The organism is Xenorhabdus sp. IM139775 (assembly GCF_028598745.1).
Lineage (GTDB): Bacteria > Pseudomonadota > Gammaproteobacteria > Enterobacterales > Enterobacteriaceae > Xenorhabdus.
The window spans coordinates 1-4,952 of record NZ_JAQRFK010000115.1 but is presented as its reverse complement, the minus strand read 5'-3'; the positions used below and the strand labels follow the sequence as shown (position 1 = coordinate 4,952).

Annotated in this window: 4 protein-coding genes; 2 read left to right on the top strand and 2 right to left on the bottom strand. The window is 45.0% G+C overall.

Features of this window, described 5'->3' with window-relative positions; genetic code table 11:
* Positions 1–33: 33 nt before the first annotated feature.
* Positions 34–2,502: a glycerol-3-phosphate 1-O-acyltransferase PlsB gene (gene plsB, locus PSI17_RS15745; protein ID WP_273552874.1), complete on the bottom strand. Its 2,469-nt coding sequence runs from the start codon at positions 2,500–2,502 to the stop codon at positions 34–36.
* A gap of 137 nt (positions 2,503–2,639) precedes the next feature.
* Here plsB and PSI17_RS15740 point away from each other — a divergent pair, with 137 nt between their 5' ends.
* Both PSI17_RS15740 and lexA read left to right on the top strand, forming a co-directional pair.
* Positions 2,640–3,011 (top strand): diacylglycerol kinase, encoded by a 372-nt coding sequence (locus PSI17_RS15740; protein WP_273552873.1) that lies wholly within the window; start codon positions 2,640–2,642, stop codon positions 3,009–3,011.
* Positions 3,012–3,130: 119 nt separating this feature from the next.
* Positions 3,131–3,748, top strand: coding sequence for a transcriptional repressor LexA (gene lexA, locus PSI17_RS15735; RefSeq protein WP_273552872.1), 618 nt, complete (start codon positions 3,131–3,133; stop codon positions 3,746–3,748).
* A gap of 125 nt (positions 3,749–3,873) precedes the next feature.
* Here lexA and zur read toward each other — a convergent pair whose 3' ends face one another.
* The gene (gene zur, locus PSI17_RS15730; protein ID WP_273552871.1) at positions 3,874–4,386 is read right to left on the bottom strand and encodes a zinc uptake transcriptional repressor Zur; all 513 of its coding nucleotides are present in this window, start codon (positions 4,384–4,386) and stop codon (positions 3,874–3,876) included.
* Positions 4,387–4,952: the final 566 nt, after the last annotated feature.

Sequence of the window (4,952 nt, the reverse complement as noted above, 5' to 3'; positions counted from 1 at the left end):
GGCGGTGATCCGCCCGTTGATTTTTTTGTGCCGTTATTGCTGCTCTTGGGCGACCTGTACCGGTTCATTTTGCTCTGGTGGCATGCTGACACTTTCAATCGTCAAGCGAATTTCAGGTGACATCAGCTCACTTAATACATGATAGAGTTCCTGCGTGCTGGTGGTAATCATATCGCCTTTGTCTTGAATATAACCTTCTTCGCGCAGCGTATTCACCGAGCAGGCGAAAACAGCCTTGTCAAAAAACTCCGGCGCATTAATGCCATGCAGCACTGACAGACGTTGTGCCAGCATCCGGCTCTCTTTTTCCAGTACGCCACGGCTGATTTCAGGTGTGGCATTCAACAAAGAAAGCGTAATGGCATAACGTTGCAGCGTTTCTCTGATACCGGCCGCCAACAATTGCAGTGGGCGAATACGTGCCGGATTCAGTACCAGCATTCCTTGCTCTTTGTTGCAGATAAGACCTTGGCGTACCAGCTCATCAATCAAGGTATTGACGACATCGGCAAGCGTTTCCTTGCTGTAACGCATGAAAAGCTCCTGCTTGATCAACGGATAAATCAGCGCGACTTGTCTGAGCAATTCACTGCGACTAATGCGGCGGTGATGCGTCACAATACTGGTAATCAGGGATGGCAGGATCAATAAGTGCTGGATATTGTTGCGATAATAAGTCATCAATACCGCACTTTCGCGCGGCAGGATAATAATATCGCCCAGACTGTCCTTTTCGACCTCGAACTTATTCATCAGAAGAGCATGATCTAACAATTGTTCGGCGGTTTTGTTTGGCACCGTGATATCACCAGTGTAAGGCACATTACGCAGTAATTGCAGATAACAATCCAACTGCTCAATAAGCTGTTCGCGGGTCAGTGCTCGCTGACGTGACGACAACAAGGCCGTGGTGCATAAATTGATCGCGTTCGCGGCTGCAGCATTATTGATATTGACCATAATATTGCGCGACAGTTTGCTGACTGTTGGCGCCAGCCAGGTTGGACGCTGAGATTCTATTGGGTCAATGGAGTCACGCCACTCTGGAACATGCTGGTTCAGGTATTGTACCAACGGGATCGGCTCACCAAAATTCACGTAACCTTGTCCGAGATTACGTAACTTGCGCAGCCCTCGCACCATCTGGAAAAAGCCTTCTTTTTCTTTGGTCGCACCGCGCAACTCTTTGGCATACGTCGCCACTTCCATGACATGTTCATAACCGATATAGATCGGCACAATCGTGATTGGACGAGATTCCCCTCGCAGCATGGCTTGCAAGGTCATGGAGAGCGTACCGGTTTTGGGATCGAGCAAACGACCGGTACGGGAGCGTCCCCCTTCGACAAAGTATTCAACCGAATAACCACGGGCAAACAACTCACCAAGATATTCACGAAAAATCGTGGAATAGAGCTTATTGCCTTTAAAGGTACGGCGAATAAAAAACGCACCAAGACGACGGAATATCGGGCCGGCAGGCCAGAAATTCAGGTTAATGCCCGCCGCAATATGCGGTGGAACCAACCCTTGGTGATAGAGTACATACGAGAGCAGCAGGTAGTCCATATGGCTACGATGGCATGGAACATAAACCAGCTCATGACCATCCTGTGCCAACTGGCGAACCCGTTCGGCATTATGCACATCAATGCCTTGATACAACCGGTTCCATGTCCAACTTAATACGCGGTCGGTCAAACGTACTGTTTCATAGGAGAAATTTGCCGCAATCTCTTCCAACATATTAATGGCGTTCTGTTTTGCCTTTTCGGGAGAGATTTTCTTGCCACGGGCTTCATCAGCAATCGCTTTTTCTATGGCTTTTGAAGCCAGCAACTTGTTGAACAGATCTTGTCTGAGCGGCAAACGAGGCCCAACCGCAGCAAGGCGCTGGCGGGAATAGTGCATCCGTGCCACACGGGCGAGTTTGTTGGCGATGATATTATCCGCACCATGTTCATCGGCCATATGACGTAAAGATACGGGGGTGGAGAAACGCACAAAACTATCCCGCCCAAGCCATAAAATCGCAAAAAATTTCTGCGCGCCATTGAGCAAACGTAATTGTGGCGCTGTATTTCCTTCTTGTCCTTCGCGTCCCGGAGAGCGGCCAAACATGACGGAAACTGGCACCATCTGGATATTCAGATCGGGGTTATTGCGATGCAAATCCAGATAGGAATGAAAAATTTTCACCGATTCATGCTTTGGCGCATAACAACGGAACACACGTGGGCCGTTATCAATAAAGACATAACTGGGAAGCTGTGTGTCACCAATTTCCAAAGGTTCCAACGGATCAGGCAAATCTTGCGCCAGACATTGTTGACGCAGGGTCAATAAGTCTGTTTTTGAGTGGTACGGCAGTACGTACAAAATAGGCCGGGTCGTATCAAGACGCAGCTCCGCAATGGGATCCGTAGGGATTAGTTTACTTTTTACTAAAAATTTTATTGGTAAATTCAATAACTTATAATATATTTTACGCCAACCTGACATAACTGCTTTAAGCCTCTTGTTAGCAATGCGTCGCAAGGATACCAGAAACAGATTTTGAGATCTGTGGAAATAAGACAATAATAAGGGCTAAAAGTTATATAAACATACAATTATCCAGTTCATTTAAGAAAACTTTTATGGCAAATCAATCAACAGGTTTGATCCGCATCATTAAAGCGGCTAAGTATTCGGCGAAAGGCATTAAAGCCGCATGGCAGAATGAAGCGGCGTTTCGGCAGGAAGCCATTGTTGCCATACTTGCGGTCATCATTGCATTTTCTTTTGATTTTGGCTTACTTGAGAGACTTCTGCTTATTGCCTCTGTTATGTTGGTGGTCATTGTCGAAATTCTGAATAGTGCCATTGAAGCCGTGGTGGATCGTATCGGTAGTGAATATCATGAATTATCGGGACGAGCGAAAGATATGGGGTCTGCGGCTGTATTGCTCACCATTCTTCTGGCGTTGTTTATCTGGGGAATGATATTTTGGGCGCATTTCATGCACTGAGGTCACGTGTATTTTCATCAGAATACGTTATTTAGGTGCTTTTGCATGCTAACAGGTTCCCAATTCGAGTTTACCTGTATATACTCACAGTCTGACTGTATAAACAAACAGGGGGCGAAATGAAAGCATTAACTGCCAGGCAGCAGCAAGTCTACAACTTGGTGCGCGACCATATTTCGCAAACGGGTATGCCACCAACACGTGCTGAAATTGCTGCGCGTCTTGGTTTTCGTTCACCTAACGCTGCGGAAGAGCATTTAAAAGCACTTGCGCGTAAAGGGGTGATAGAGATTATCTCTGGTGCATCCAGGGGTATCCGTTTGCTGCTTGAACAGGAAGGCAGTGGGGCGGGATTGCCGCTGATCGGTCGTGTTGCTGCCGGGGAACCACTACTGGCTCAGGAACACATCGAAAGTCACTATAAGGTTGATCCTGCATTATTCAAGCCAAGCGCTGATTTTCTATTGCGTGTCAGTGGGATGTCCATGAAAGACATTGGTATTATGGACGGGGACTTGCTGGCTGTGCATAAAACACAAGATGTTCATAATGGGCAAGTCATTGTGGCGCGTATTGAAGATGAAGTGACAGTAAAACGTTTCAAACAAACAGGAAACACCATTGAACTGATTGCTGAGAATCCGGAATTTAAACCTATTGTTGTTGATTTGAGTGAGCAGAATTTCACTATTGAAGGATTGGCAGTAGGTGTTATCCGTAGTGGGGATTGGTTCTGATTCCACTCTGGGGCGGTCATTTTTCCCAGTACCCGTTAAACTTAGGTTTAGCGGGAACTTGAAAAACAGATGATGATATCAGCGATGGCCGCCTTATTGCCCAATCAGGCTTCAAGCGTTTTTTCTCATCTCTTTTTATTCTCTTCAACCGAATGATTATGCTGGCAGGTATCGCGTTCGGTACAGGCTTCAATCTCATGGCAGGAAAAGCACAGGCCATGAACTTCTATCACACTATTTCGCAAATGAAACCCGGTGCCTTGTGCTAGCTGTTGAATGGCGAATTCAATATCTTTCGCTTCCTTTTCGGTCACTGAACCACAAAACTCACAGATAAACATCGCCGAAGTATGGCAAGGTTGTTCAAAATGATGACAAATCACATAGCTGTTTGTGGATTCTATTTTATGAATAAACCCTTGTTCCAGCAGAAACTCTAACCCACGATAAACCGTTGGGGGCTTGGCTTGTGGCTCGACTTCACGCAACAAATCCAACAAATCATAAGCGCTTATCGCACTAGGTTGTTCAGTGATTAGACGAAGAATTTCAAGGCGTTGAGGTGTCAAACGAACCCCTCTTGACAGACAGATTGCTTTAGCCTGTGCCAGTAACTTTTTTTGATTGATAGTTTTCATTACACCTCTCACACCTACACGATGCCAATGACTTTAATGTTATCATGTTTTTGCGTCTGAGAGTGGAGTCCCACCAGTGGCCTACACCTTTCGGTAACTATCTGATTAACTTGTTGTTGGATATTACCCGTTATCAAAATTAATCCGTGGATAAGAACGATAAAATAGGCTGAAAAAAGAAGAAAATAAAACCGGAAATATTGGATAATATAGAAAGGTTTCATTTACCCATGACCATTTATTCTAATAGTAAACAGGGTCCCCAAGGATAGCTTCTTATTGCATCATAATAGTAGCTCTTCAAAAAGAGCTACTATATGCTCACTCTCACTATCCATCTATTTGCAACTTGGAAGAGATGAATATCAAATCGTTTTATTCAAAATAACGCCCCTTCAGATCAGCCTGAGCCATTTAAATGGGTTCCAACTATCATCACCTTTTGCTTCTTTTAGATAATAAGAATAGATAGTTAATTTTAGTTATTCTTCTATTTAAGTAGAATGCAGAGATTTCAAGTCTATTCCTATAGAACCATATCTAATCGTAATGTGATGGATGGTAGG

What these genes read in the sequence shown, in the direction of transcription:
- plsB (WP_273552874.1), bottom strand. Translation starts at nt 2,502, where the DNA reads ATGTCAGGTTGGCGTAAAATATATTATAAGTTATTGAATTTACCAATA.
- PSI17_RS15740 (WP_273552873.1), top strand. Translation starts at nt 2,640, where the DNA reads ATGGCAAATCAATCAACAGGTTTGATCCGCATCATTAAAGCGGCTAAG.
- lexA (WP_273552872.1), top strand. Translation starts at nt 3,131, where the DNA reads ATGAAAGCATTAACTGCCAGGCAGCAGCAAGTCTACAACTTGGTGCGC.
- zur (WP_273552871.1), bottom strand. Translation starts at nt 4,386, where the DNA reads ATGAAAACTATCAATCAAAAAAAGTTACTGGCACAGGCTAAAGCAATC.